We start from the raw sequence: 26,856 nt of genomic DNA, 5'->3' as shown, positions 1-26,856 counted from the left end.
ATGGCATACCAGGTATGCATACTCCCGTTCCATGTCCATCCGTCACGGCCTGCTCGCCCTGCTCGAACGTGGCCAGATGTACGGCTACCAGCTCCGGGCCGCCTTCGAGGAGTCGACGGGCTCCACCTGGCCGCTCAACATCGGGCAGGTCTACACCACCCTGTCCCGGCTGGAGCGGGACGGGCTGGTGCGGTCGCTGCCGGAGAGCGAGGCCGGGCAGCGGCCGTACGAGATCACCGAAGCCGGACGGGCGGACCTGACGCTGTGGTTCGCCACCCCGATCAGCCGCAACGACCGGCCCCGTGACGAACTGGCGATCAAGCTGGCGTTGGCGCTGACCACACCGGGCGTGGACGTTCGTACCGTGGTGCAGACCCAGCGCACCGCGACGATGCGGACACTCCAGGAGCTGACCCGGTTGAAGTACTCCAGCGACCGGCCCGAGGACCTGCCATGGCGACTGGTGCTGGACGCGATGGTCTTCCAGGCCGAGGCGGAGGTGCGCTGGCTCGACCACTGTGAGAGCAGCCTGGTGCGGCACCGCCCCCCGGCACCCGGCCCGACGCCACTGCCCGAGGCGGCGGGCCGCAGTGGTGAGGAGGCCTGGCGGTGAGCGCGGACGAGCGGCAGACGTCGCGTACCCGTGACACCGCCGCGACATCCGACTCCGGCATTCCCCACGACACCGGGCCCGTCCCGGAGGCCGTGCTGGAGCTGCGGGACGTGCACCGGACCCACGGCAGCGGCCCGGCCGCGGTGCACGCGCTGCGCGGGGTGAGCCTGGTCGTCCGCCCCGGCGAACTGGTCGCCGTGATGGGTCCCTCCGGCTCCGGCAAGTCGACCCTGCTGACCCTGGCCGGCGGGCTGGACAGCCCGACCACCGGTCACGTGCTCGTCGAGGGACAGCCGCTGCACACCCTGGACCGGCGTGGCCTGGCCCGGCTGCGCCGCCGCCGGATCGGGTACATCTTCCAGAACCTCAACCTCATCGGCAGTCTGACCGCCGCCGAGAACGTCTCCCTCCCCCTCGAACTCGACGGCGCGGGCGTCCGGCGGGCCCGCCGGCTGGCGCTCGACGCGTTGACCGAGGTGGGTCTGACCGAACTCGGTGACCGGTTCCCCGACCAGCTCTCCGGCGGCCAGCAGCAGCGCGTCGCGATCGCCCGGGCGCTGGTCGGCGAAAGACGTCTGGTGCTGGCCGACGAGCCGACCGGAGCGCTGGACTCGCAGACCGGTGAGGCCGTCCTGCGGCTGCTGCGCCGCCGGGTCGACGCCGGAGCCGCCGGTGTGCTGGTCACCCACGAGGCGCGGCACGCCGCCTGGGCGGACCGGGTGGTGTTCCTGCGCGACGGTGTGACGGTCGACTCGACCGCCCCGCTGGCCGGCGTCGACGCGCTGCTCTCCGGCAGTCTTCGGTGACCCTCCGCCCTCAGTCGCGGCCGGTGCACGACCTCCCACCCGAGCGGCCCCGCCGGACCCGGTTGGCCGAGACGGTGGGCTCCTGGCGGGCCGCGCTGCGGATCGCCCGCCGCGAGGTGACGCGGGCCCGTGGGCGTACGGCTCTGGTGCTGGCGATGATCGTCCTGCCCGTCCTGGCCCTGTCCTTCGTCGCGGTCAGCGCGGACATGGCCCGGCTCGACCCCGCCGAGAAGATGGAGCAGCGGCTCGGCAACGCCGACGCGGAGCTGCGGGTGGTCAGCCAGGGGCCGGTCACCCAGAACGCCGACGGCAGCGTGTGGAACGCGCCGGAGGACCGGATCCCCGAGACGGTCACCGTGGACGACATCCTCCGGCTGCTCCCGGCGGACAGCCGGGTCCTCCCGGTACGCCGCTGGCTGCCGCTTCCCCTCCGGGACGGCACCCGGACCCGCGACGACGTACCCGCCACCGAGGTCGACCTCGCCGATCCGCTCGCCGCCGGCCTCGTTCGGATCCACGATGGTCGGGTGCCGACAACGGCCGACGAGGTCGCGCTGAACCGGGCCGCTCGGCGTACCCTCGGCGTCGACGTCGGGGGCGTGCTCAACGCCCGGGACGGCACGAGGAGCTGGACCGTCGTCGGTGTGGTCGAACTCCCGGAGTCGCTGGAGCCGATGGCGTTCCTGCGTTCCGCCGGTGAACCGTCGGGCTCGCTGGACCACGACACCGTGTTCCTGGTCGACCTCCCCGGGCCGGTGACCGAGGACCTGTTCCGCCACCTCAACCGCAACGGAGTGGTGGTCGGTGCCCGCGTCTCCGCTCCGTCGAGCCCGGTGGAGGCGGTCCGTCCGCTCGGCAACAGCCTGGGCGCGGAGGAGATCGGCACCGGGGTGCTGGTCGGCGGACTGGGTCTGCTGGAGGTGGTGCTGCTGGTCGGCCCGGCCTTCGCGGTGGGGGTCCGGCGACGGCGGCGGGAGCTGGCACTCGTCGCGGTGGCCGGCGGCGACGCGGCTCAGCTCCGCCGGGTGGTGCTCGCCGACGGCGTGCTGCTCGGATGCATCGGTGCCGCCGCCGGAGTGGCCCTCGGTGTGCTCTCCGCGTTCGCCGCCCGGCCGCTGGTCGAGGAGTTCGTCTTCCAGCACCGCTTCGCCGGGTACCGCGTCTGGCCGGCGGCGCTGGGCGTGATCGCACTCGTCGCCGTACTCGCCGGGGTGCTGGCCGCGCTCGCGCCGGCCTGGACCGCCGCCCGGCAGGACGTGGTCGCCGGGCTCGCCGGCCGACGCGGCGCGCCCACCCACCGGCGGCGCTGGCTGGCGCTCGGTGTGCTGCTGGCCGTCACCGGGTTGGTCATCGCCGGGATCGGTGCGGCGATGGTCCGTTCGTCGGTCATCCTCGCCGGGCTGGTGCTCGGCGAACTCGGGCTGGTCTTCGCCACGCCGACGCTGGTCGGACTGCTGGCCCGGCTCGGCCGGTTCCTCCCGCTGGCGCCCCGGATCGCGGTACGCGACGCCAGTCGCAACCGTTCCTCGACCGCGCCGGCCATCTCGGCGGTGATGGCGGCGGTCGCCGGCAGCGTCGCCCTCGGGGCCTTCCTCGCCAGTGACGACGTCCGCGCCGACCAGCAGTACCGTCCGCTGCTGCCGCGCCAGACGGTGCTGGTCACCGCCGACGACCCGGACGCCACCGGGCCACCGGACCGGGCCGCCGTCACCGCGGCGGCCCGTGACCATCTCGGTGCCGGGTCGGTCGCCCCACTGGTCGCGGCCGGCTGCCGGACGAATTTCGATGCCTGCGTGGTGAGCGCGGTGGCGCCGCCGGACCAGGTCTGCCCATGGCGACCCTACGAGTCGATCAGCGAAGCCGACGAGCAGCGGGCCCGCGCCGACCGCCGCTGTCAGTGGCCGGCCGAGGACCACCTCGACGGCTACGTCCAGGTGGCGGTCGACGACGGTGCGGCGCTGCCGATGCTCACCGGCGCCACGCCAGCCGAGGTCACCGCCGCCACGGCCGTCCTGCGCGCGGGTGGCGCGGTGGTGACGGACTCGCGATACCTCGTCGACGGCCGCGTCCACCTCCGCGTCGAGGACGACAAACGCGAGACGGGGGAGGCGACCACGACGACCGTGCCCGGGTACGCGGTGCGGAGCCACCTGAGACCGTCCTGGCTGCTCATCTCGCCCGCCGCAGCCGACCGCCTCGACCTCGCCGTCCGACAGACCGGCTGGGTGGTCGAGGCCGCCGAGCCGCCGCGACAGCGGCAGCGGGACCGGTTCGTCGACGCGCTGGAGTACCTCGGCCCGGTCGGCGCGCAGTTCGAGCTCGGTCACGGCTTCACCGGCACCGAGCCGCTGCTGCTCCTGCTGGCCGGGGTCTCCGCGGTGGTGACCGTGGGGGCCGCCGGGATCGCCACCGGACTCGCCGCCGCCGAGGGGCGGGCCGACCTGTCCACACTCGCCTCGGTCGGTGCCGGACCGGGCGTACGGAAGCTGCTGTCGCTCTGCCAGGCCGGCGTGATCGCGGTGCTCGGTTCGTTGCTGGGCATCGTCGCCGGGCTCGGCTCGGCGATGATCATCCTGACCTTCACGAATCGACGGCTGGCCGAGGGGTGGCCGGTGGAGCCGCCGTACCCGCTGTTGGTGCCCTGGCTCACTCTCGGCGTGCTGGTCGTGGTGCCGCTGGTGGCGATGGCCGGGGCGGCACTGCTGACCCGGTCCCGGCTGCCGGTGGAACGCCGCCTGGACTAGGGCCGACCGGCCCGGCTGAACGGCGGGTGTCGGACCGACGCCGGTGGATGCAGAATGTCCGGATGTCCGTACTGCGCGACGTGACCCGCCGAATCGGTCACCACCCCTGGTTCGGCGCCACCGCCCGGCTGCTGGTGCCGCTCGACCGGGCGGTCGGGCGACTGACCCGGGGCCGGGTGGTCGCGCTCGGGTTGGTGCCGTCCCTGGTCATCACCACCACCGGCCGCCGCTCCGGGAAACCGCGCAGCAACCCGCTGCTCTACGTGCCCGACGGGGACGGGTACGTGGTGGTCGGCTCGAACTGGGGCCAGACCCAGCAGCCCGCCTGGTCGCTGAACCTGCTCGCCGAGCCACACGCCGAAGTGGACGTCGCCGGGCGTCGCCTCGCGGTACGCGGCGAACCGGCGACCGGCGCCGAACGCGAGCGACTGTGGCGGTTGCTGGTCGACGCCTGGCCCGCGTACGAGGCGTACGTGCGGCGGGCCGGTGACCGGGAGATCCGGGTCTTCCGGCTGGTGCCGACGGCCTCCGGCACGCCCGACGGCACGGACCCGCCGGACGGGCCGCCCGCGCCGCACTAGGGTGTGCGGTGACCGGGCCGTCGCTACCGGCGACGGTCCGCACGGTGGCGCGATGGGGTGGTCGGTGTGGACGGTGTCCAGGAGCACCGGGACGATCCCCGGTGGCAGGTGGCCGGACGGATCGCCGAGGCGGTCCGTCGGCGCTTCCCCGCCGACGTGCTCGCCGTCGCGGTGCACGGGCCGCTCGCGCACGGCGACGACGACGGCGGCGGGGACAGCGAGGTCGGGTTGCTGGTGGTCACCTACCGACCCGACACCGGGCCGCCCTCGGCCACCCGGCGGGTCGACGGGGTGCTGGTCGACCTGACCGTTGCCGCCGCCGAGGAGCGTCTGCGCCAGGCCCGGCAGCTCACCTCGCGGTGGCCGTTGACCGCCGACCGGTACGTGACGACCCGGCCGCTGCACGACCCGACCGGGTGGCTGCGCACCCAGCGGGACGCGCACCTCGGGCGGTTGGCGAGGGCCCGCCCGGCCGAGTTCAGCAGCGCCGCCCGCCGGGCCTGGTACCGGGGCAGCGCGGCGCACGCGCGGGCGGCCCGGCTCGCCGAGTGGTACGAGACGGACCAGGCCCTGCTGATGCTCGGCGAGTCACGGCTGGCCGCCGCGACCGTCACCGGGCTGCTCAGTCGCACCTACTTCCGCGACCCCGGCGACGCGGTCCGGCGGACCGGGCTGGCCGGGGCGGACATGACCGAGGTCGGGGCGGTGCTGGCCCGCCAGTCGGCCGAGTTGACCGCCCGGGGCCGGCCGGTCGACGGGACCGTCGACGACCTGCTCACCGGCTGACCGCGCGGCGGCTCAGCCCAGCCCGCCCTGCACGCCGATCAACGCACCGATCAGGTAGGTCGCCGCCGCCGCGGCGGCGCCGAGCAGCAACTGCCGCATCCCGCCGGTCCACCACCGCCGGTTGGTGAACCGGGAGACGACCGCGCCGGCCACGAAGAGGCCGAGCCCGCCCACCGCCAGGGCCAGCACCAGGCTGGTGGCGCCGAGAAGGTACGGCAGCAGCGGCACCAGCGCGCCGACCGAGAAGCAGAGGAACGACGACAGTGCCGCCGCCCACGGGTTGGGTTGCTCGTCCGGGTTGACGCCCAACTCCTCCTGGACGTGCATCCGCAACGCCTGCTCCGGATGCTGGCGGACCGCCTCGGCCACCTGGACGGCAAGATCCTCTGGCAATCCCCGCGCCATCCACATCTCGGCGAGTTCCCGGGCCTCCTCCTCGGGATGGTGTTCCAGCTCGCGCCGCTCCTTGGCCACCTCGGCGGCGATCTGCTCGTTGGCCGAGCGGACGCTGGTGTACTCCCCGAGCGCCATCGAGATCGCGCCGGCGACCAGACCGGCGGTGCCGGTCAGCACGATGGCCTGCGGCGAGACGCCGCCACCGCCGACGCCCGCGATCAGGGCGATGTTGGTCACCAGCCCGTCCATGGCACCGAAGACGGCGGGTCGCAGCCACCCGCCGGAGACGTCCGCGTGGTGGTGCTCCCGCAGTGCCGCAGGGGTGTCGGTCACGGCAGCGTCAGGATCTCGTACCCGTTCTCGGTCACCAGCACCGTGTGCTCGAACTGGGCGGTCCACTTGCGGTCCTTGGTGACCACCGTCCAGCCGTCCTCCCACATGTCGTACTGGTGGGTGCCGAGGGTGATCATGGGCTCGATGGTGAACGTCATGCCCGGCTCCATCACGTCGGTTGGCCGGGGGCTGTCGTAGTGCGGCACGTACAGGCCGCTGTGGAACGCCTCGCCGATGCCGTGGCCGGTGAAGTCGCGGACCACGCCGTAGCCGAACCGCTTCGCGTACGACTCGATGACCCGGCCGATGACGTTGATCTGCCGGCCCGGCGCGACGGCCTTGATGCCCCGCGTCATCGCCTCGTGGGTCCGCTCGACCAGCAGCCGGACCTCCTCGTCGACCTCGCCGACGCAGAAGGTGGCGTCGGTGTCGCCGTGCACCCCGCCGATGTACGCGGTCACGTCCACGTTGATGATGTCGCCGTCGGCCAGCACGGTGGTGTCCGGGATGCCGTGGCAGATCACCTCGTTCAGGCTGGTGCAGCAGGACTTCGGGAAGCCCCGGTAACCCAGCGTCGACGGGTAGGCGCCGTGGTCGACGAGGAACTCGTGCACCACCCGGTCGATCTCGTCGGTGGTCACACCGGGCTTGCAGTGCTCGCCGGCGAGCTGGGTGGCCTGCGCGGCGAGCCGCCCGGCGACCCGCATCTTCTCGATCGTCTCCGGCGTCTGCACGTGCGACCCCTGCCACGGCCGGGGGGCCTTCTTGCCGACGTACTCCGGTCGGACGATGTGGGCGGGCACCGGCCGCCACGGGGAGATCGTGCCTGGGGTCAACGGCGCACGGACGGTCATGCGGCAAGCCTATCGCCGCCCCCGGGGTGACCCCCACCACCGTCGGTGGCCCACGGTTGTTGCCCTACAACAACCGCTGTGTCAAGGTGTCAGCGTGGATCAAGGGGGAGCACCACCCGTCTTCTCCGCCAGCGCGGAGATCGACGGTGACCAGCTCCGCGTGGTGGTCACCGGCGAGGTGGACATGGCGACCGCGGACATCATGCTGCAGACCGCGCTGCGTGAGCCGGCCGTCCGGCTGCTCCTCGACCTGCGCGCGGTCAGCTTCTTCGACTCGGCGGCGATCCACGCCGTGGTGCGGCTCGCCGGTCACTATCCGGACACCCTCGACGTGCTGCCGTCCCGGCAGGTCAGCCGCGTGCTGCACATCGCCGGCCTGGGTGAGCAGCGCTGGTTGCGGCCGGTCTGACCCGCCGGGCCCACCGGCTCAGGCACCCAGTTCCCGACGTAGCGTCACCTCCGTGCCCTCCGTGGTACGCGTGACCGACAACTCCCCGAGTGCCTCGATCAGCGACAGTCCCCGGCCCCGGAAGCCCGACCCGGTCGACTCCCGCCAGCGTCCGCTGTCGCGGATGGTCGCGGTCACCGTCCGGCCCTCCACCGTCACCTCGACGCCGATCGTCGGCTCCACCGGGTCGACCGGGTGTTCGATGGCGTTCGCCGCCGCCTCCGACACCGCCACCGTCAGGTCGAACAGGTCGGTCTCGTTCACCCCGTGCGCGACCAGGAAGTCCTCCAGCCGCTTCCGCAGCACGCTCAGTCGGGTCGGGTCGGCGGGCAGCCGCAGCGCGAACCGGTTCAGCTCGGCCGCCTCCAGCGCGAGCACCGCCACGTCGTCCCGGCGGGGCCGGTCCACGACGCGCTGCACCACCGCCTCGACCAGGTCCACCACATGCTCCCCCGGCCGGGCCGCATCGGCGCGGAGCTGGGCCAACGCGTCGTCGATGTCGACGTTCCGGTCCTCGATCAGGCCGTCGGTGTAGAGCAGCAGCCGCTCGCCGGCACACAGCTCGCCGGAGACCGTCTCGTACTCCGCCCCGGGGATCGCGCCGACGGGTGGCCCCAGCGCCCGGTCGTGCAGGAACGCCACGTCGCCTCCTCGGATCAGCAGCGGGGACGGATGACCGGCGTTGGCGTACCGCAGCCGCCCGGTACGAGGGCTGAACCAGAGGCAGAAGACCGTGGCGAAGGACCGGGAGCCGGTCGACCCCACGAGCCGGTTGAGCCGGGTCAACGACTCTCCCGGATCGAACCCCTCCAGCACGTACGCCCGCAGCGCGTTGCGCAGCTGACCCATGGCCGCCGCGGCCGGCACCCCCTTGCCGACGACGTCCCCGATGACCAGGACCATCTCGTCGTCCTCGCGGGTCACCACGTCGTACCAGTCGCCGCCGACCTCGACGTCGGCGCTGCCGGGCAGGTAACGGCTGGCCACCACGGCACCGGGCAACTGGGGCAGGGTGCGCGGCAGCAGGCTGTGTTGCAGGGTCGTGGCGATGCGATGCTCCACCTCGTAGAGCTGGGCGTTCTCCAGGCGCACGCCGACCAGCCGGGCGAGCTGGGTCAACGCGGCCTCGTCCGTGCCGGCCGGCTCGGTGACCGCACGCCACACCAGCAGTTCACCGAGGCGCTTGCCGCCCACCCCGGTCAACGGCAGGACGAAGGCGGGATCGGCGGCGCTGGTGCCGCCGCCGTCGGCCTCGAACCGCGCGTCTCCGGCGGTGACGGACACCCGGACCGCCTCGGCGAGACTCAACGCGTGCCGCGCCGCGACCTGGAGCACCTCGTCCGTGGAGCGCGCGGTGTTCACCGCCACGGCCGCGTCCGCGAGTGCGGCCAACCGCCGGATGAGCTGGCCGCGCAGTTGGCCGAGTTCGACGTTGGCGCGTACCCGGGCGACCAGTTCCTGCCCGGAGAAGGGCTTGGTCAGGTAGTCGTCGGCGCCCACCGCCAGGCCGGCCACCTCCTCGGCCGAGCCGGCGCGGGCAGAGAGCAGCACGATCGGCACGTACCGGGTGCGCGGGTCGGCGCGCAGCGCGGCGACCAGCCCGAAGCCGTCCAGCCGCGGCATCATCACGTCGGTCAGCACCAGGTCGAAGTCGGTGTCGACGGCCAACCGCAGGGCGTCCACGCCGTCGGTGGCGGTGAACACCTCCCAGGTCGGCGCGAGCAGCCGGGCGACGTGTTCGCGCAGGTCCGGGTTGTCGTCGACGACCAGGATGCGGCCCGCCGCCGACCCCGTGCCACGGACCTCACCCGTCGCGGCCCGGTCGTCGCTCCAGCGCTCGGTCTCGGCGACGAAGAGGGCGCTCTGCACCGGCTCACGCTCGGTGCCCGTCTCGGCCACCCGGTCGGCCGGGAGGTGCCCGGAGCCGAACGGAACGGTGACGACGAAGCGGCTGCCCTCGTCGACGCGGCTGGTCGCGCTGACCTGACCGCCGTGCATCTCGACCAGTTCCCGCACCAGGGCCAGGCCGATCCCGGTGCCCTCGTGGCTTCGCGACCGCACCCCGGGTGCCCGGTGGAAGCGCTCGAAGACGTGCGGCAGCTCCTCGGCGACGATGCCGACACCGGTGTCGGCGACCTCCAGGCGGGCCACTCCGTCGACCGCCCGGACCTCGATCCGGATCTCCCCGTCGAGGGTGAACTTCACCGCGTTGGAGACCAGGTTGAGAACGATCTTCTCCCACATCTCCTGGTCGACGTAGACCGGCTCGGGCAGCGGCGGGCAGTCCACCGTCAGCCGCAACCCGGCGCGTTCGGTGGCCGAGCGGAAGGTGCTGGCCAGCCGGGCGGTGTAGTCGGCCAGGTCGACCGGCTCGTAGTACGCGGCCAGCCGCCCCGACTCCAGCCGGGAGAAGTCGAGCACCGTGTTGACCAGCTTGAGCAGCCGCAACGCGTTGCGGTGCATCATCGTCAGCCGCTGGGTGTACACCTCCGGCAGGGCCGGGTCGGCGAGCAGGTCCTCCAGCGGGCCGAGCACGAGGGTCAGCGGGGTACGGAACTCGTGGCTCACGTTGGCGAAGAAGTTGGTCTTCGCCAGGTCCAGGGCGGCCAACTCGGCGGCGCGGGCCTGCTCCTGCTCGTACGCGCGCTGCTTGCCGACGGCCCGCGAGACCTGCGCGGCGACGAGTTCGAGGAAGGTGCGGTAGTCGTCGGTGAGCGGCAACCGGCGGGCCACCCCCAGCACCAGCGCGCCCGCCTGCTCGGCGGTGGCGGTGATCGGCAGCAGCAGCGCCTCGTCGGCGGCATCGGCCGGCACCTCACCGAACAGGTCGGCGGTGGACACCGTGCCGCCCCCGGCGGCGGCCAGGTCGGCCAGGCCGGCGGCGGGCTCCTCGGGCCCGGTCATCGGGCCGCTCGTCCCGGCCAGCCGCAGACCACCGTCGGGGCCGTACAGGTAGAGCAGCCCGAACGGTACGTCCTGCCGGTGCCGGTCGAGCACGTCCACGGCCGCGTGGCAGAGTTCCGCGCTACTGCCCACGTCGGCCAACTCGGAGCCGAGTTCGGCGAGCGTACGCAGTCGCCGCTCGCTGAGCAGCCGACCGGTGGTCTCACTACAGACGCAGAGCACGCCGCTGATCGAGCCGTCGGTGTCCCGGATCGGGTCGTACGAGACGTCGAAGTAGACGTCCTCCATGAAGCCGTACCGGTCGAGCAGGAAGTGGTGGTCCCGCGCCTGGTACGCCTCACCGGTCCGCAGGACATCGGTGAGCAGCGGCCCGAGCACGTCCCAGGTCTCGACCCAGTGTTCGCGGGCCGGCTGCCCGACGACGGCGGGATGCTTGTCCCCGATGGTCGGGCGGTAGGCGTCGTTGTAGAAGGCGCGCTGGTCCTCGCCCCAGAAGATGACGATCTGCGCCTTCGAGGCGAGCATCGTGCTGACCGCGTTGCCGAGCGCGCTGGGCCACTGCTCCGGTGCGCCGAGCGGGCTGGTCGACCAGTCCCGGTCACGCAACAGCGCGCCCATCTCGCCACCGCCCGCGAACGCCGCCGCGAGCAGCGGTGGAACCCCACGACGCGCCGCCGACGGATCGCCTCCGTCCACGCCCCCCTGGGCCGAGTTCATGCAGCCTCCCCGGCCTGTGCGCGACGTGCCCTGATCATCGCTGCCGTGACCGGACTTCTACCCCGCCGAACCAGGAACGTAACGCATCAGCTGATCGCGACGCTGATTACCCCACGACACTTGTCGATCAACCGATACGAATCGCCCCACCGTTCACCGGAAGTGTCGGGTACATCACAGCGGCGTGACGTACGCGCCGGTGATCCCGCCGTCGACCACGAACTGCGCGGCGGTCATGAACGAGGAGTCGTCACTGGCCAGGAAGGCCACCGCGGCGGCGATCTCGGTCGGTTCGCCGAACCGCCCCATCGGCACGTGCACCAGCCGGCGCGCGGCCCGCTCCGGATCGGCGGCGAACAGCTCCCGCAGCAGCGGCGTGGCCACCGGACCAGGGCACAGGGCGTTGACCCGGATGCCCTCCCGGGCGAACTGCACGCCCAGTTCCCGGCTCAGCGCCAACACCCCGCCCTTGCTCGCGGTGTACGCGATCTGCGACGTCGCCGCACCCATCAGCGCCACGAACGAGGCGGTGTTGATGATCGAGCCCCGGCCCTGCCGGCGCATGTGCGGGATGACGTACTTGCAGCACAGGTAGACGCTCGTGGTGTTCACCCGCAGCACCCGCTCCCAGGCGTCCAGCCCGGTCTCCAGGATGGAGTCGTCGTCCGGCGGGGAGATGCCCGCGTTGTGGAACGAGACGTCCACCCGCCCGTACCGCTCGACCACCCCGTCGAAGAGGTCACGGACGGCACCCTCGTCGGTCACGTCGACGGCGACGAAGGTCCCGTCGACCTCCTCGGCGGCCCGGGCACCCCCCTCGGTGTCGACGTCGACGCAGACCACCCGGGCTCCCTCGGCGGCCAACCGCCGAACGGTGGCCAGTCCGATCCCGCTGGCCGCGCCGGTGACCACCGCCACCCGGTCCTGCAACCGCTGCATCGCTCACTCCTCCGTGCTGATGAAGACGTTCTTGACGTCGGTGAACGCGTGCAGGGCGTCCGGACCCAACTCGCGACCGAGACCGGAGCGTTTCATCCCGCCGAACGGCGTCGAGTACCGCACCGAGGAGTGCGAGTTGACGCTCAGGTTGCCCGCATCCACCGCCCGCGCCACGCGCACCGCCCGGCCCACGTCCCGCGTCCAGACCGAGCCGGAGAGGCCGTACTCGGTGTCGTTGGCGAGCCGGATCGCGTCCGCCTCGTCGTCGAAGGGCAGCACCGAGACGACCGGGCCGAAGACCTCCTCGCGCCAGTGCCGGTCGGCCGGCGAGTCGGCGAGCAGCACCGTCGGCGGGTACCAGTAGCCGGGGCCGTCCGGGCAGGAGCCGGTGAAGGCGACCCGCGCGCCGTCGACGTACCCGGCGACCCGGTCCCGGTGCCCGGCGGAGATCAGCGGCCCCATCTCGGCGGCCTCGTCGGCCGGGTGGCGTACCCGGAACGCCCGCACCGCCGGCTCCAGCAGCTCCAGGAAGCGGTCGTAGACCGCGCGCTGCACCAGGAGTCGGGACCGGGCGCAACAGTCCTGGCCGGCGTTGTCGAAGACTCCCGACGGCGCGGTCGCCGCCGCCTTCTCCAGGTCGGCGTCGGCGAAGACCAGGTTCGCCGACTTGCCGCCCAGCTCCAGGGTCAACCGCTTCACCTGGGCGGCGCAGCCCGCCATGATCCGGGTGCCGACCTCGGTGGAGCCGGTGAAGCAGATCTTGCGGACCGCCGGATGGTCGACGAAGCGCTCGCCCACCACGTCGCCCCGTCCCGGCAGCACCGTGAACACGTCCTCGGGCAGCCCCGCCTCCCGGGCCAGCTCGCCCAGGCGCAACGCGGTCAGCGGGGTCAGCTCGGCGGGCTTCAGCACCACCGTGTTGCCGGCGGCGAGCGCGGGAGCCAGCCCCCAGGCGGCGATCGGCATCGGGAAGTTCCACGGCACGATCACCCCGACCACGCCGAGCGGCTCGTGGAACGTGACGTCCAACCCGCCCGCCACCGGGATCTGCCGCCCGGTCAGCCGCTCCGGTGCCCCCGCGTAGTAGTCCAGCACGTCCCGTACGTTGCCCGCCTCCCAGCGGGCGTTGCCGATGGTGTGCCCGGCGTTCTCGACCTCCAGCCGGGCCAGCTCCTCCACATGCGCGTCGACCACCGCCGCGAACCGCCGCAACAGCCGGGCCCGCTCCCCCGGCGCCACCCACCGCCACCGCTCGTACGCCACCGCCGCCCGCGCCACCGCCGCGTCGACCTCGTCCGCAGACGCCCCCGCGACCTCGCGCAGCACCGCCCCGCTGGCCGGATTCCGCACCTCACCCACGCCCACCCACACTCCCCTCACCCACGCTGCCCACCTTGCCTGCCCCGCCCGTGTTCTGCGCCGCGATCATGGAGTTGTGGTACTCCGTGAACGTCGCGAAAGAGGACAGGTCGGGCGCCACGACTCCATGATCGGCGCACATCGACGCACGCGAGACGGGACGACCCGGGCTCGGTCAGAGGCGCTCGAAACCACGGGCGAGTTCCCAGTCGGTGACGGCCGCGTCGAAGGCGGCCAGCTCGACCCGGCCCATGTTGGTGTAGTGGGCGACCACGTCGTCACCGAAGGCCGTCCGGGCCACCGTGGAGGACTCCCAGAGCGTGAGGGCGTCCCGGAGGGTGCCGGGGACGCGTTCGGCCGCCGCGTCGTCGTACGCGTTGCCGGTGCACTCCTCGCCCAACTCCAGCTCCTGCTCGATGCCGTGCAGCGCACCCGCCACCAGTGCCGCGATCGCCAGGTACGGGTTGACGTCCGCACCCGGCACCCGGTTCTCCACCCGCATCCCCTGACCGTGGCCCACCACCCGTAGCGCGCAGGTGCGGTTGTCGGTGCCCCAGCGCAACGCCGTCGGGGCGAAGGAACCCGGCTGGTAGCGCTTGTAGGAGTTGATGTTCGGCGCGAAGAGGAGGCTGAACTCCCGCATCGTGGCGAGCAGCCCGGCCAGCACCCGCTGCCCGGTGACGCTCAGGTGGCCCGGTCCGTCGCCCAACATGGCCGACCCGCCGGAGGCGTCCCGCAGGGAGAAGTGGATGTGGCAGGAGTTACCCTCCCGGGCGTTCGGCTTCGCCATGAAGGTGATCGACATGCCCTCCTGGGCGGCGATCTCCTTGGCCCCGTTTTTGTAGATCACGTGGTGGTCGGCGCAGCGCACCGCCTCGTCGTAGCGGAAGGCGATCTCGTGCTGGCCGAGGTTGCACTCGCCCTTGGCGCTCTCCGGGGTGAGTCCCGCGCCGGCCATCTCGTTGCGGATACGCCGCAGCAACGGCTCCACCCGGGCGGTGCCGAGCAGCGAGTAGTCCACGTTGTACTGGTTGGCCGGGGTCAGCTCGCGGTAACCGCGCTGCCATGCCTGCTCGTACGAGTCACGGAACAGCACGAACTCCAGCTCCGTGCCCGCGTACGCGGTCAGTCCGTGTGCGGCCAGCCGGTCGAGTTGCCGGCGCAGGATCTGCCGGGGCGAGACGGTCACCGGACCGGTCTCCCCGGGCCAGTGCAGGTCGGCCAGGAGCAGGGCGGTCCCGGGCTGCCACGGCACCCGGCGCAGCGTGTCGAAGTCCGGCGTCATCGCCAGGTCACCGTAGCCGCGCGACCAGCTCGACATCTCGTATCCGTCGACGGTGTTCATGTCGACGTCCACCGCGAGCAGGTAGTCACAGCCCTCACTGCCGTGCCCGACGACCTGGTCGAGGAAGAACGGCGCGTGGAACCGTTTGCCCTGTAGCCGACCCTGCATGTCGACCAGGGCCAGAACCACCGTGTCGATCTCGCCCTCGGCGACCGCGACCCGCAGTTGCTCCAGCGTGAGCGGCGCATTCCTCATCCGCGAGCCTCCATCACCAAGGTCTACCCGCCGAGCTGATCACCGTCAACGGGACGCTCCGCTCGTACCCCGTTCCGCGTCCCCGGCAAACCGGTCCGGTGTCCGGCGCACCACGGGGGCGTACCCGGCCCGTCGTCCGCCGGCCGACTAATCGCGTTGCCGGTCGGGCCGTACCTGACGCATCCTTGAGCCTGTGACCAGGCCCGATCGCGACGGGCCGACCACGGGCCCTCGGAACGGCCCGACAGCCGCGGCGGCGCGGGCGACGTCACCTCTCTCTCGGGCAGGGCGCGGTGCCCTGCCCTGGCTCCGTCCCGCGCCGCCCGGCGACCACCCGCCACGGGCCACACACGGATCAGGTCATCACCAGGCCGGTCACCCAGAGCATGCCGATCACCAGGCCGGAGAGGAACTCGATCAGCATCGACAGGCCGGCCGCGCCGACCGCCTGCTTCGTCGCCGGCCAGGCCAGCCGGGTGTCGCCCAACCGCAGCCGTTCCATCGCGAAGATGCCGCCGACGAAACCGATCACCAGGCCGACGACCGGGATCACGAAGAAGCCGATCAGCCCGAGTACGGCGCCGGCGAGCAGTGAGGTGGTGGGCACCCCGGCCCGCTTGAGGTTGCGGCCCGGCCAGGCGTACTTGACCACGGTGCCGCCGAGCGCGACCAGGGTGGCGGCGGCGAGCACCAGCCACCGGCCGGCACCGGCTCCGCCGAACAGCGTCCACACCAGCACGCCGCCCCAGCAGAGCGGCAGCGCCGGCAGGCCGGGCACCACCACCCCGGCCAGCCCGGCGAGGATGGCCAGGGCGGCGACCACCGCCACCACCCCGTTGGTGTCCGTCAGCTCCACGTCGACTCCCCATCAGACGGTGTGCCCCGCAGCCGGGCGACGATCTTCTCCGCCGGGCCGGGTGGGTCGAACAGCCGGCCCTGCGCGGAGTCGCAGCGTAGCGACCGCAGCCGCTCGGCCTGCGCCTCGGTCTCCACCGCCTCGGCGGTCACCCAGAGTTCCAACGCGTGGGCCAAGCGGACCAACGCGTCCACGATCCGTACGTCACGGTGGTCGGCGACGGAGGGATCGTCGCCCCGCAGGCCCTCCACGAACGGCCCGGCCAGCTTCAGGCAGGTGATCGGCAACCGGCGCAGGTACGCCAGGTTCGAGTACCCGGTCCCGAAGTCGTCCACCGCCAGCCGGACCCCGAGCGCGGCGAGCCGGTACAGCGTCCGCAGCGGCTCGCCCGCGGAACCCATCACGGCGCTCTCGGTCAGTTCCAGTTGCAGCAGTGCGGCGGGGAGCCCGCTCTCGGCCAGGGCGTCGGCCACGGTGTCGACGATCGCCGGGGCGTCGGCCTGGCGGGCGGCCAGGTTGACGCTGACCACCAGCCGGGCCTGCGGGAACTCGGCGTGCCAGCGCTGGGCGTCCCGGCAGGACTGCCGCAGCACCCACTCGCCGAGCCGGACGATCAGGCCGGTCTCCTCGGCCAGTCCGATGAACCGGTCCGGCCCGACCAGACCCAGCTCCGGATGCTGCCAGCGGACCAGCGCCTCGACGGCCAGCATCTGGCCGTCCAGCAGGGACACGATCGGCTGGTAGTGCACCACGAACTCGCCCCGGTCCAGCGCCGTGGGCAGTTCGGCGGCGAGCGCCGACCGGGCGATGTCCCGGGCACTGCGCTCCGGGTCGTACACCGCCCACCGGCCCCGGCCCTCCCCCTTGGCCCAGTACAGCGTGGTGTCGGCGGCCTTCATCAGCTCGGTGGCGCTGGTGCCGGCCAGGTCCGAGTCGACGATGCCGATGCTCGCCGAGACCGCGAGCTGCTGGTCACCGATGTGCACCGGGGCGGAGACGGCGGCCAGCACCGTCTCGGCCACCGCGGTCACGTCCTCGATCCGGGCGATGCCGTCGACCAGGATGACGAACTCGTCGCCGCCCATCCGGGCGACCAGGTAGCCGCGGTCGGCCACGCAGTCGGCCAGCCGCCGGGCGATCAGCACGAGCAGCCGGTCACCGAGGTCGTGCCCCAGGCTGTCGTTGATCGCCTTGAACCCGTCGAGGTCCAGGAAGCAGACGCCGACCCGGCCGGACGGGTGCGTCCGGTTCACCAGCCGACCGAGCGACTCGAAGAACAGCGTCCGGTTGGGCAGGCCGGTGAGCGGGTCGTGCAGCGCCTGGAACCGTAGCCGTTGCTGGAGTTCGTACCGCTCGGTGATGTCCTCGACCACGGCGACGGTGAACCGGGGCCGGCCGTCGTCGTGCCGGATCAGCGAGACCGCCAGGTCCGTCCAGACGGCGGTGCCGTCCTTACGGTGGTAGCGCTTCTCGACCCGGGCCGCCTCGTGTTTGCCCTCGATCAGCTCCTGGTACAGCTCCCACATCCCGGCGGCGTCGTCGGCGTGGAACAGCGACGCCACGTTCGTCTGCCGCAGTTCCTCGATGTCGTAGCCGAGCATCTCGGCGAAGCTCTGGTTGACGTCGATGATCGTGCCGTCGATCCCGGCGATGCCGATGCCGATGGCCGCCCCGCTGAAGACCGCCCGGAACCGCGCCTCGCTGTCGCGCAGCGCCCGCTCCACGTCGTCCCGGGCCTGCCACGCCGAGCGCGCGATCCCCTCCTGCTGGGCGAAGGTGCGGTCACGCAGCGCACCGGCGAAGCCGGCGGCCAGGCCCGCCTGCGCCGCCGAGACCCGGTCGGCGAGATCGGGCCGGTCCGCCCGGACGTCCAGCACCTCGGTGGGGAACCGGGCGGCGAGGGTACGCACCGCCCACCCGATCACCCCCGGCGCGATCAGATGGGCCGCCACCAGGGCGCGCCCGACATCCTCGGCGGCCGGGGTCACCGGCTCGCCGGAGAGCAGCGCACGGGCCAGCCGCACGGTGTGTCCGAGCAACAGCCGCTCGGTCTCGGTCGGGCTCAACGGCACGAACCCGAACCCGCGTACGGCACGGGCCCAGTCGGCCGCGTACCGCTGGGCACCGGTCTGGTCCACGGCGTTCCCGCCGGAGTCGCCGACGGCGGACATCAGGTCAGCCGGCGGACCGGTCGTTCCGGGCGACGCCGCCGAAGGCGCCGAACCGTTGCGGGTTCGCGGCCACCTCGGACGGCGCGTCGGGACGCCACAGCTCCATGTGCACCACTCCCGGCGGCAGCAGCGTCCAGTCACCGAAGAAGCCGGTGATCTCGGCCCGCGAGCGCAGCGTGATCTCGGTGGCGGTCCGCGCGGACAGCCGTTGCGCGTCCAACATCTCCGGTGGCTGGTCCTCGAAGGTGGAGTGCGAGAGGACCAGGTGGCTGCCGGGGACGGTGGCGGACCGCAGGGTGGCCAGGACGTCGGCGGGACGGTCGGTGTCCGGCACGAAGTGCACCACCCCGGCGAGCAGCACGCCGAGCGGGCGGTCGAAGTCGAGCAGCCGCAACGCCCGGGCGTCGGCCAGGAGCCGCTCCGGGTCGCGCAGGTCGCCGTGGAGCACGCCGGTCAGCTCGTCGCCGGTCAGCAGTTCCCGGCTGTGCGCCACCGCCACCGGGTCGATGTCGACGTAGACCACGCGGGCCTTCGGGTTCGCGGCCTGGGCCACCTCGTGCACGTTGCCGACGGTGGGGATGCCGGAGCCGATGTCGAGGAACTGGTCGATGCCGGCGTCGAGCAGCACGCGTACGGCCCGACGCAGGAACTCCCGCCCGGCCCGCATGGTCGCCGGCAGGTGGGGTGTGGTGGCGGCGATCTGCTCGGCCAGCCTGCGGTCGATCTCGAAGTTGTGGGCGCCGCCCAGGAAGTGGTCGTACACCCGGGCCGCGCTGGGCCGCGAGAGGTCGATCTCGGAGGGGAGTCCGTCGGGGGTCTGCACTGGCACCTCAGCTCGTCGTGATGCAGACCACTCTAGGCCGGTCGGTCACGCCGAGGGAGATCCACGAACACCTTTCCCGTTCGCGCCGTGTCGCGGCCGGTCAGGCCGCTTCCAGCAACAGCGAGATGCCCTGCCCGACGCCGACGCACATGGTGGCCAGGGCCCGTCGACCGCCCCGGCGGCGTAGCTCCAGCGCGGCGGTGAGCGCCAGTCGGGCGCCGCTGGCACCCAGCGGGTGCCCCAGCGCGATGGCGCCGCCGTTCGGGTTGACGTGCTCGGCGTCCTCCGGCAGGCCCAGCTCACGCAGCACCGCGACGGCCTGCGCAGCGAACGCCTCGTTCAGCTCGATCACGTCGAGGTCGGCCACGGCCAACCCGCGCCGGTCGAGCAGCCGCCGGGTCGCCGGCACCGGGCCGACGCCCATGGTCCGGGGCGGCACGCCGGCCGCCGCGGCGCCGGAGACCCGGGCCAGCGGAGTGAGGCCGTACGCGGCGACGGCCGCCTCCGAGGCGACCAGCAGCGCCACCGCGCCGTCGTTGACGCCGGACGAGTTCCCCGCGGTGACGGTGCCGCCGTCGCGGAACGGGGTGGGCAGCGCGGCGAGCTTCTCCAGCGACGTCTGCCGGGGATGCTCGTCGACCTCCACCAGGCGCGTCTCGCGCCGCCCGGCCGGCACGGTCACCGGCACGATCTCCTCGGCCAACCGCCCGTCGGCCTGGGCCTTCGCGGCCCGCGCCTGGGAGCGGTACGCGAACTCGTCCTGCGCGGACCGGTCCACGCCGTACTCCTCGGCCACGTTCTCGGCCGTCTCCGGCATCGAGTCGACGCCCCAACCCTGCCGCATCAGCGGGTTGACCAGTCGCCAGCCGATGGTGGTGTCGTGGACCTCGGCGGCCCGGGAGTAGGCGGTGGTCGCCTTCGGCATCACGAACGGGGCCCGGCTCATGCTCTCGACGCCGCCCGCGACGACCAGATCGGCCTCACCGGCGACCACCGCGCGGGCGGCGGTGGCCAGCGCGTCGAGACCGGAACCGCAGAGCCGGTTGATCGTGCTGCCGGACACCTGCTCGGGCAGCCCGCCGAGCAACGCCGCCATCCGGGCCACGTTGCGGTTGTCCTCACCGGCCTGGTTGGCGCAGCCCAGGATCACGTCGTCGGTGCGTGCCCAGTCCACCGCCGGATGACGGGCCACCAGCTCACGGATCACGTGCGCGGCCAGGTCGTCGGGGCGGACGCCGGCCAGGGCACCGGCGTAGCGGCCGATCGGGGTACGCACACCGGCCACCAGGTAAGCCACGGTCATCGCGAGTCCTTCGGGGGTGGGGAAGGGCGGGCACCGGCCGCCCGTCGGGTCCCGCCGGACGTCCGGCGGCCAGGATATCCCCGGCGTATCCCGATAGGTTGTCGGCATGGCCCGACCCCAGTTCCGCGCGGAGACCAGCGACGGCGGCGCGTTCGTCCGGCAGCCCAACCGGTTCACCGGGCGGGTCACCCCGCACTCCACCTCGCCGCCCGGCGGCGGGCCCGACGACCAGGACCGCTGGCCGTTGGAGGCGGGCCGCTACCGGCTGATCTGGTGCCGCGCCTGCCCGTGGGCGCACCGGGCGTTGATCGTGCGGAACCTGCTCGGGCTCGGTGACGCCATCTCGCTGGGCACCGTCGATCCGATCCGGGACGACCGGGGCTGGCGGTTCGCGCTCGACCAGGACGGCTTCGACCCGGTGCTGGGCATCGGTTTCCTGTCCGAGGCGTACCTGGCGACCGACGCCGACTACTCCGGCCGGGTCACCGTGCCCGCGCTGGTCGACACGCTCACCGGCCGGGTGGTCACGAACGACTACCCGCAGCTCACCCTGGACCTGTCCACCGAGTGGCGGCGGTGGCACGCACCGGACGCGCCGGACCTGTACCCGGTGACCCTGCGCCCGGAGATGGACACGCTGATGGCGGAGATCCACCGGGACGTCAACAACGGCGTCTACCGGTGCGGCTTCGCCACCTCCCAGCAGGCGTACGACGAGTCGTACCAGACGCTCTTCGCCCGGCTGGACGCGCTGTCGGAACGGCTGACCGACCGGCGGTACCTGATGGGCGACTCGATCACGGAGGCGGACGTACGGCTGTTCACCACGCTGGTCCGCTTCGACGTGGCCTACCACGGGCACTTCAAGTGCAACCGGCAGAAGCTGACCGAGATGCCGGTGCTGTGGGCGTACGCGCGGGACCTGTTCCAGACCCCGGGTCTCGGCGAGACCGTGGACTTCGACCACATCAAGCGGCATTACTACGCGACGCACCACCAGATCAACCCGACCGGGGTGGTGCCGCTCGGGCCGGACCTGCACGGCTGGACGACGCCGCACGGACGTGACTGAGTCGTCGACGGCGTACCGCCGGGCGTCGGCGCGGGGCGGGGTCGCGGCGGCGGGTGCCGCGTTGGGCGTACTCACCGGGACGGCCCTGGTGGTCCTCGCCGTGGTCGCCGGTCCGGGACCGGGGCTGACCGGGTACGTCAGCGAGGCCGGGGTGGCCGAGAGCGGTTACGCGTGGACGTACCGGATCGGGGTGTTCTCCCTGGCCACGGCGCTACTGCTGCTCGCGGTGGCCCTGCGCGACGAGGCCCGGCGGCCCGAACCGGCGGCGGTGACAGACCCGGACCCGGCGTGGGTGGCGCACCCGGGTGCGGCCGTGGTGCGGCGGCTCGTGGGACGTCGGGCCGCGACGGTGGTGCGGCAGGTGGCGACGCTGCCCGGCGCGGTGGCGCTGCTCGTCGCGGCGGCGCTCTGCACGCTGCTCTCCGGTGCGGTGACCTGTAGCGCCGGCTGCCCGCTGCCGCCCTTCGAGCCGGCCACCGTGGCGGACCTGGTGCACGGTGCGGCGAGCGTCGCCGCCACCGCGACGGTGGTGTTCGCGATGGTCGCGCTCGCCCTCGCCCCGCAGGCCGACCGGCGGTTGTGCCGACCGGCCACGGTCGCGGCGGTGGTGGCGCTCCCGCTCGCCGGGGCGGTCGGCCTGGCCATGCTCTTCGTCGGGCGGGGCTCGCTGGTCGGGGTGCTGGAACGGCTGCTGCTGGCGGTGGCCATCCTCTGGGGTCTGACCACCGCCCTCACCCTGGCCGCCGGCAGACGGACCGACCGGCGCTGACCGACGCGAGAGTGCCCGACCCCACAGCCCGCATCCGGGCCGCCCGCCCGACGGCCGGGAGAGGATGGCGCGATGAGCTCGTTGTTCACCCCCCTGGCGCTGCGCGCGGTGACCCTGCCCAACCGGATCGCGATGGCGCCGATGTGCCAGTACAGTGCCGGGCCCGACGGCCTGCCCACCGACTGGCACCTGGTGCACCTCGGTACCCGGGCCGTGGGCGGCGCCGGACTGGTGATGACCGAGGCGACCGCCGTGGTGCCGGAGGGACGGATCAGCCCGCAGGACACCGGGCTCTGGTCCGGGCGGCACGTCGACGCCTGGCGTCCGGTGACCCGTTTCCTGACCACCCACGGCGCGGTGCCCGTCGTGCAGCTCGCACACGCCGGAGTCAAGGCGTCGACGTACCGGCCGTGGGCACCCCGGCGCGGCGGCGTGCCCGACGCGGAGGGCGGCTGGACGCCGGTCGGACCGACCACTGAGCCGTTCGTGCCGGAGTACCGCGAACCGACCGCGCTGGACCCGGCCGGGATCGCCGGGGTGGTCGAGGCGTTCGCGACCGCCGCCGCCCGCGCGCTGGAGGCGGGGTTCGCCGCCGTCGAGGTGCACGCGGCGCACGGATACCTGCTGCACGAGTTCCTCTCCCCGCTGACCAACCGGCGTACCGACGGCTGGGGCGGGGACCGGGCCGGTCGGATGCGACTCACCCTGGAGGTCGCCCGCGCGGTGCGCGCCGCCGTCGGACCGGACGTGCCGGTGCTGGCCCGCATCTCGGCCACCGACTGGGTCGACGGCGGCTGGACCGTCGACGACAGCGTGGTGCTCGCCACCGAGTTGGCCGCCGCCGGGGTGGACCTGGTCGACTGTTCCTCCGGCGGCGCCGCGCCGACGGCCGACATCCCGGTCGGGCCCGGCTACCAGGTGCCGGCCGCCGCCCGGATCCGCCGCGAGGCACGGGTACCCACCGGCGCGGTCGGCCTGATCGTCGCGCCCGCACAGGCCGAGGCGATCGTCGCCGACGGCGCGGCCGATCTGGTGCTGCTCGGCCGGGAACTGCTGCGCGACCCGTACTGGCCGCGCCGGGCCGCCGCCGAGCTGGGCGCCGAGACGGACTGGCCGCACCAGTACCGCCGGGCGGTCTGACCCTGAAGCGGCCGCGCCGGACCGGTCGGTCCGGCGCGGCCTTGGTCACCCGGCCAGGTGGCCCCAGCGCGGCGCCAGCTCGCGCCACGGCCCCTGCGCCCGCACCGCACCGTCGACGAGCACCACCACGTGGTCGGCCCGCACCAGGGCGGCCCGTTTGGAGGTGGAGCCGACCACGGTCACGCCGCGTTCGCGCAACGCCTGCCAGAGGGCCAGCTCGGTGGTGACGTCCAGGGCGGACGACACGTCGTCGGCGACCAGCAGTTCGGTACGCGGTGCCAGCGCCCGGGCCAACGCCAGGCGCTGCAACTGCCCGCCGGAGAGCCGGGTGCCCTTGTGCCCGATGAGCAACGCCAGGCCGCTCCCGGTGGCGGCCAGGTCGTGTTCGAGCTGGGCGGTCGCCACCGCGTGCGCCGGGTCCACCGGGTGGCCCAGGGTGATGTTGTCGGCGACGGTGCCGGAGAGCACCCGGGGCAACTGGCCGACGTAGCCGACCTGGTTCGGGCGCAGGAACAGCTCCGGCTCGGTCACCGGTTCCCCGTTCCAGGTCATCGACCCGGTGTGCGGGGCGATGCCGGCCAGGGCGCGCAGCAGCGAGGACTTGCCCGCCCCGACCGGGCCCACCACCAGCACCAGCTGTCCACGCTCCACGGTCAGGTCGACATCGCGTACGGCGACCGTGCCGTCGGTGTGCCGTACGCCGAAGCCGACCAGTTCCAGCCGCCGCAACGGGGTACGCGGGGCCACCGGCGGGGCGGAAGCCGTACCGGTCACCAGGTCCATCCCGGGCACCCGCGCCGAGTACGCCTCGATCCCGGTCATCTCCGCCGTCCGCCGCGTCCACACCCGCGCCGAGGGCACCTGGGAGATCAGCGAGGCGGTCGTCCAGGCGAACCAGCGCGCCGCGCCCAGCGTGGCGACCGAGACCAGTGCCGCCCCGGCGTTGATCGTGCCGGCCAGGAAGAGCGCCCAGACGGCGATCGGCAGCAGGCCGCTCGCCATCGACGGGGTGGAGCGGGCCCAGACCTGCACGGCGATCTCCCGACGCTGCCGGTCGCTGCGGACCGTGTCCAGGTCGGCGAGATGGGTCAGCACCGGCCGGGTCGCCCCGGCGAGCTTCACCGTCCGGGCGGCCGACAGTGCCGACACCAGCGCGGTGGCGAACGCCGCGCGGGCGGTGACGGTCTCCCGCGCCGCGCGTTCCAGCCGGGGACCGAACGCCGTGGCGGCGAAGCCGGAGAGCAGCATCGTGCCGAGGAAGAACATCCCCGGGACCACGCTGCCGGTGATCAGGGTCATGCTGACCAGGAGGAGCACGCCGACGGTCTGGTCCAGCACGTTGTCGGCGAGCTGCACCACCCGCTCGGTGTCGCCGCCCTGCGCCACCACCTCGGCCGGGGTGTGCCGGCTGACCCGGCGCGGGCCGGTCTGGCCGTACACCAGGCGGGCGCTGATCCGCAGCATCTGCCGTACCCACCAGGCCGGGAACCACAGGTGCGTCCAGTAGTGCGCGGGGATGGCGAGGATCAGCCCCGCCGCGATGCCCAGCGCGGGCAGCCACGGGTCACCCGTGCCGTCGACCACGTCGGCCCAGAGCCAGGCCAGGATCGGGCCGTCCAGGCTCAGGACGGCCAGCACGGCGAAGATGCCCACCGCGGCGGCGCCGTAGCGGGGGTCGTTCAGACAGAGCCGGAAGATCTCCCGCAGCGTCCGCGCCCGGGAGGCCGGCCGCCGCTCGCCTTCCGGGTCCGCACCGCCGACCGGGTCCGCACCGCCGGCGACGGTGGTGGTACGGGTGGCGTCGCGCCCGCCGACCTCCCACGCGGTGATCTCCCGCCCGTCGGTCGGCGCGACCGGCTCGGGCCCGACGACGGGCGCGGGATCCACCACGGTGGTCAGCGTGGGCGACCCGGTGAAGCGGTGGCCCTCCGTGACCGCACCGGTGACGCCGACCAGTGCCGGTTCGCCACGGGAGCGGTCGGTACCCGGAGCGGCCGTACCGACGGTGTCGGCGCGCGGGTCGGCCAGCAGGTCGGCGTCACCGGCGGCGAGGAGTTCGGCGAAGCGCCGTGACCGGGCCAGCGGGGCCGCCTCGACCACCGCGCCGTCGGCCAGCACCACCACCTCGTCGCACTGGCGCACCGAGGAGAGCCGGTGCGCGATGACGATGCCGATCCGGTCCCGCAGCAGTCGTTCGGTGGCCTGCTGCACCCGCGCCTCGGTGACCGGGTCGAGTCGGGCGGTGGCCTCGTCGAGGATCACCACGTGCGGGTCGCGGACCAGGATGCGGGCGAACGCGACGAGCTGCTCCTGCCCGGCGGAGAGCACGTGCCCGCCCTCGCCGAGCCGGGTGTCCAGCCCGGCGGGCAGTTCGGCGATCCAGCCGGCCAGGCCCAGCTCGTGCAGGGCCCGCGCGGCGGCGTCGAGCAGCTCGGGGTCGAACAACGCGACGTTCTCGGCGAGCGTGCCGGCGAGGATCTCGGTGCGCTGCGGCACCACGGCGATCCACCGGCGCAGCAGGTCCACGTCGAGGTCGCGCACGTCACGCCCGCCGAGCAGCACCGTCCCCGGTGGCACGTCCACCGCCCGGGTGAGCAGCTTGGCCAGCGTCGACTTGCCCGAGCCGGTCCGCCCCACCAGGGCGTAGGAGCGGCCCCGGGCGAAGGTCAGGTCGATCTCGCGCAACGCCGGGCCCCGGTCGGCGTCGGCGGACGGGTAGTGGAAGGTCAGGTCGCGGATGACCAGGTCACCGTCGATCGGGGTGTCCCCGCCGACGGGTTCCTGGGCGGCGCCCTGGAGCAGTCGTACCCGGCCCCACGCGCCGAGGGCGTACTGCACCTCGGGCACCATCCGGCTGACGTGCTCGACGGTCATCCCGAGCGAGAGGGCGAGCAGCCAGATCGCGGTGAGTCGGGCGGAGTCGACCCGGCCGGTGGTCAGCGCCCACACCCCACCGAGCACGACCAGCGCGACACCGACCCGGGTCACCCCGGCGGCCACGGTGTTGACCTGGGCGGACAACCGCCACACCCGCCAGCCGCGCCGCAGCACCTCGGCCGCCCGGGCGGCGTAGAGCCGCAGCACGTACGGGCGGGCCAGGCTGGTGCGGACGTCGTCCTGCCCGTGGATGGACTCCTCCATCACGGCCGCCAGGTCCGACCAAGCCGCCTCCTCGTGCATCCGGGCCGGGGCGATCCGGCCGGCGGGCCGGCGCATGGTGACCGCGAGCAGGACGCAGAGCAGCAGCATGCCGAGTCCGGCCGGCCACCAGACGGTGATCGCGACCAGTGTGGAGAGCAGGCCCACCGCCAGCGACTGGGCCAGCCGCACCCCGGGGCCGCGGACGCCGGAGGCGACGTCGTACACGTCGCCGTCGATCCGGTCGAGCATCTCGCCGACCGGCGTGGTCTCCAGGGCGGGAATCGGCTGGCCCATCGCCACCCGGCACAGCCGACGCCGCAGGTCGGCGGCCCAGTCGGCGGTCACCCCGGCCATCACCAGGCTGACCACCAGGTCGCTGGCGACCACCACGACCAGGGCCACCGCGAGCAGCGCGAAGAAGCCGACGGAGCGGTGCACCAGCACCGGACCGGCGAGCGCGGCGGTGGCCGCCTGGCCGATCCCGCCGAGCACGATCAGGGCGACCACCAGGGTCATCCGGCGCGAAGAGGTGACCCACAGATCACGGAGCAGGCGCATGGG

Annotated in this window: 20 protein-coding genes; 9 read left to right on the top strand and 11 right to left on the bottom strand. The window is 73.5% G+C overall.

The window, feature by feature from the left end; translation table 11 throughout:
- Positions 1-31: 31 nt before the first annotated feature.
- The 5 genes from ACFYTT_RS12525 to ACFYTT_RS12505 all read left to right on the top strand — a co-directional run bounded on the left by ACFYTT_RS12525 (position 32) and on the right by ACFYTT_RS12505 (position 5,530).
- Complete coding sequence (locus ACFYTT_RS12525; protein WP_131057331.1) at positions 32-613, top strand: PadR family transcriptional regulator; 582 nt, start codon at positions 32-34, stop codon at positions 611-613.
- 59 nt (positions 614-672) lie between these two features.
- Positions 673-1,419, top strand: coding sequence for an ABC transporter ATP-binding protein (locus ACFYTT_RS12520; RefSeq protein WP_131057335.1), 747 nt, complete (start codon positions 673-675; stop codon positions 1,417-1,419).
- A complete protein-coding gene (locus ACFYTT_RS12515; protein ID WP_387258975.1) occupies positions 1,416-4,163 on the top strand; it encodes an FtsX-like permease family protein in 2,748 nt (915 codons plus the stop codon). Before ACFYTT_RS12520 ends, ACFYTT_RS12515 begins: the two co-directional genes overlap by 4 nt.
- A gap of 62 nt (positions 4,164-4,225) precedes the next feature.
- The gene (locus tag ACFYTT_RS12510; RefSeq protein WP_131057647.1) at positions 4,226-4,744 is read left to right on the top strand and encodes a nitroreductase family deazaflavin-dependent oxidoreductase; all 519 of its coding nucleotides are present in this window, start codon (positions 4,226-4,228) and stop codon (positions 4,742-4,744) included.
- A 66-nt stretch (positions 4,745-4,810) separates the two neighbouring features.
- On the top strand, positions 4,811-5,530 hold the full coding sequence (locus ACFYTT_RS12505; protein ID WP_176092999.1) for a nucleotidyltransferase domain-containing protein: 720 nt from the start codon (positions 4,811-4,813) through the stop codon (positions 5,528-5,530).
- Positions 5,531-5,542: 12 nt separating this feature from the next.
- Here the strand turns inward: ACFYTT_RS12505 and ACFYTT_RS12500 are convergent, their stop codons facing one another.
- Both ACFYTT_RS12500 and map read right to left on the bottom strand, forming a co-directional pair.
- Complete coding sequence (locus tag ACFYTT_RS12500; protein ID WP_357213169.1) at positions 5,543-6,259, bottom strand: VIT1/CCC1 transporter family protein; 717 nt, start codon at positions 6,257-6,259, stop codon at positions 5,543-5,545.
- Positions 6,256-7,113: a type I methionyl aminopeptidase gene (gene map / locus ACFYTT_RS12495; protein ID WP_131056193.1), complete on the bottom strand. Its 858-nt coding sequence runs from the start codon at positions 7,111-7,113 to the stop codon at positions 6,256-6,258. The genes ACFYTT_RS12500 and map overlap by 4 nt, the downstream gene beginning before the upstream one ends.
- Before the next feature lie 94 nt (positions 7,114-7,207).
- On the opposite strand from map, the gene ACFYTT_RS12490 reads away from it, so the two are divergent.
- On the top strand, positions 7,208-7,522 hold the full coding sequence (locus ACFYTT_RS12490; RefSeq protein ID WP_201272482.1) for an STAS domain-containing protein: 315 nt from the start codon (positions 7,208-7,210) through the stop codon (positions 7,520-7,522).
- Positions 7,523-7,540: 18 nt separating this feature from the next.
- Here the strand turns inward: ACFYTT_RS12490 and ACFYTT_RS12485 are convergent, their stop codons facing one another.
- The 8 genes from ACFYTT_RS12485 to pcaF all read right to left on the bottom strand — a co-directional run bounded on the left by ACFYTT_RS12485 (position 7,541) and on the right by pcaF (position 20,173).
- Positions 7,541-11,182, bottom strand: a complete 3,642-nt coding sequence (locus ACFYTT_RS12485) for a SpoIIE family protein phosphatase (protein WP_387258972.1) — start codon at positions 11,180-11,182, stop codon at positions 7,541-7,543.
- A gap of 174 nt (positions 11,183-11,356) precedes the next feature.
- Positions 11,357-12,121: a 3-oxoacyl-ACP reductase gene (locus tag ACFYTT_RS12480; RefSeq protein WP_131054617.1), complete on the bottom strand. Its 765-nt coding sequence runs from the start codon at positions 12,119-12,121 to the stop codon at positions 11,357-11,359.
- A gap of 3 nt (positions 12,122-12,124) precedes the next feature.
- Positions 12,125-13,480, bottom strand: coding sequence for an aldehyde dehydrogenase family protein (locus ACFYTT_RS12475; protein WP_387258970.1), 1,356 nt, complete (start codon positions 13,478-13,480; stop codon positions 12,125-12,127).
- A gap of 175 nt (positions 13,481-13,655) precedes the next feature.
- A complete protein-coding gene (locus tag ACFYTT_RS12470; RefSeq protein WP_131054619.1) occupies positions 13,656-15,020 on the bottom strand; it encodes a glutamine synthetase family protein in 1,365 nt (454 codons plus the stop codon).
- Between the two features lie 355 nt (positions 15,021-15,375).
- Positions 15,376-15,876, bottom strand: a complete 501-nt coding sequence (locus ACFYTT_RS12465; protein WP_131054620.1) for a DUF456 domain-containing protein — start codon at positions 15,874-15,876, stop codon at positions 15,376-15,378.
- Entirely contained in the window at positions 15,867-18,047 is a 2,181-nt protein-coding gene (locus ACFYTT_RS12460; RefSeq protein WP_387258968.1) for a putative bifunctional diguanylate cyclase/phosphodiesterase, read from the bottom strand. The genes ACFYTT_RS12465 and ACFYTT_RS12460 overlap by 10 nt, the downstream gene beginning before the upstream one ends.
- Positions 18,048-18,051: 4 nt before the next feature.
- Positions 18,052-18,870 (bottom strand): SAM-dependent methyltransferase, encoded by an 819-nt coding sequence (locus ACFYTT_RS12455; RefSeq protein ID WP_387259734.1) that lies wholly within the window; start codon positions 18,868-18,870, stop codon positions 18,052-18,054.
- 100 nt (positions 18,871-18,970) lie between these two features.
- Positions 18,971-20,173 (bottom strand): 3-oxoadipyl-CoA thiolase, encoded by a 1,203-nt coding sequence (gene pcaF / locus ACFYTT_RS12450; protein WP_176092991.1) that lies wholly within the window; start codon positions 20,171-20,173, stop codon positions 18,971-18,973.
- Positions 20,174-20,279: 106 nt separating this feature from the next.
- Between pcaF and ACFYTT_RS12445 the strand changes: the two genes are divergently transcribed.
- The 3 genes from ACFYTT_RS12445 to ACFYTT_RS12435 all read left to right on the top strand — a co-directional run bounded on the left by ACFYTT_RS12445 (position 20,280) and on the right by ACFYTT_RS12435 (position 23,154).
- Positions 20,280-21,245 (top strand): glutathione S-transferase family protein, encoded by a 966-nt coding sequence (locus ACFYTT_RS12445; protein WP_176092990.1) that lies wholly within the window; start codon positions 20,280-20,282, stop codon positions 21,243-21,245.
- Positions 21,238-22,014 (top strand): DUF998 domain-containing protein, encoded by a 777-nt coding sequence (locus ACFYTT_RS12440; protein ID WP_357213148.1) that lies wholly within the window; start codon positions 21,238-21,240, stop codon positions 22,012-22,014. The genes ACFYTT_RS12445 and ACFYTT_RS12440 overlap by 8 nt, the downstream gene beginning before the upstream one ends.
- A 72-nt stretch (positions 22,015-22,086) precedes the next feature.
- On the top strand, positions 22,087-23,154 hold the full coding sequence (locus ACFYTT_RS12435; RefSeq protein WP_387258966.1) for an NADH:flavin oxidoreductase/NADH oxidase: 1,068 nt from the start codon (positions 22,087-22,089) through the stop codon (positions 23,152-23,154).
- A 45-nt stretch (positions 23,155-23,199) separates the two neighbouring features.
- Here ACFYTT_RS12435 and ACFYTT_RS12430 read toward each other — a convergent pair whose 3' ends face one another.
- On the bottom strand, positions 23,200-26,853 hold the full coding sequence (locus tag ACFYTT_RS12430; RefSeq protein ID WP_387258965.1) for an ATP-binding cassette domain-containing protein: 3,654 nt from the start codon (positions 26,851-26,853) through the stop codon (positions 23,200-23,202).
- Between the last annotated feature and the right edge of the window lie 3 nt (positions 26,854-26,856).

It is taken from the genome of Micromonospora sp. NPDC003816 (assembly GCF_042874705.1).
Lineage (GTDB): Bacteria > Actinomycetota > Actinomycetes > Mycobacteriales > Micromonosporaceae > Micromonospora.
This window is presented reverse-complemented; position numbering and strand designations above follow the sequence as displayed.